Origin of the sequence: Sphingomonas parapaucimobilis NBRC 15100 (genome assembly GCF_000787715.1) — a bacterium.
GTDB classification, from domain to species: domain Bacteria; phylum Pseudomonadota; class Alphaproteobacteria; order Sphingomonadales; family Sphingomonadaceae; genus Sphingomonas; species Sphingomonas parapaucimobilis.
The window spans coordinates 1-851 of sequence record NZ_BBPI01000123.1 but is presented as its reverse complement, the minus strand read 5'-3'; the positions used below and the strand labels follow the sequence as shown (position 1 = coordinate 851).

Below are 851 nucleotides of genomic sequence, written 5' to 3'. Positions count from 1 at the left end.
CTAGGCGGCGTCTGCATTTAGCGTAACCAGATCATGGCGCATGCGAGGTGGACGAAGCCCATGAAGGCGGAGATGGTCTTCTCACAGCGCAGGGCAATGCGCCGGCAGCGTTTGAGCTTGTTGAAGAAGCACTCGACCTGATGGCGCTCTTTGTAGAGCCGCCAGTCGATGGCGGGCTTGCCGGTCCGGCTGGGATTGGCCTTGATATGCGCGGTGGCACCGAGATCGTCGGCGATGAAGGTGCGTAGCGGATCGGCGTCGTAGGCGGCATCGGCAATGACGTGACCGACGCCCTTCAAGCCTGCCAGCAACGTCTCGGCCTGCGGGCGGTCGCCCCATTGTCCGGGCGTTGGATGGATACAGATCGGCAGGCCGATGGCGTCGACAGCGGCATGCAATTTGGTCGTCAGGCCACCGCGGGACCGGCCGATCGCGGCAGCCTCAGCCCCCCTTTTGCGCCGCTTGCATCGGCGTGGACTTTCGAAATGGTGCTGTCGATCAGGACGTATTCGAAGTCCGGCGTGTCCGCCAGGCTATGGAAAAGCCGTTCCCAGACACCGGCATGCGACCAGCGCCGGAACCGCGCGTGTACGCCCGTCCACTTGCCAAACACTTCCGGCAGGTCGCGCCAGCGTGCCGCGTTGCCCGCCATCCACAAAATCGCGTCCACGAAAAGCCGGTTGTCCACGCCGCTGCGCCCTCGCGTTCCTTCACGCCCGGGCAGATATCTAGCGATCCGCTCCCATTGCTCATCTGTCAGCGTGCGTCTGCTCATCAACCGGCTCCTTCGCCAGCCTTGAATCAGAACCCACGGAAAAACGGAATCCTCTAAATGCAGACGCCGCCTAGAG

The 851-nt window shown here is 63.0% G+C and carries 1 protein-coding gene; it reads right to left on the bottom strand.

What is annotated here, in order from left to right; translation table 11 throughout:
- Window positions 1-17: 17 nt before the first annotated feature.
- A protein-coding gene (locus SP5_RS19390) for an IS5 family transposase (RefSeq protein WP_157013810.1) occupies window positions 18-775 on the bottom strand; the annotation gives its coding sequence in 2 pieces (ribosomal slippage) (window positions 18-457 and window positions 457-775; 759 coding nt in all).
- Between the last annotated feature and the right edge of the window lie 76 nt (window positions 776-851).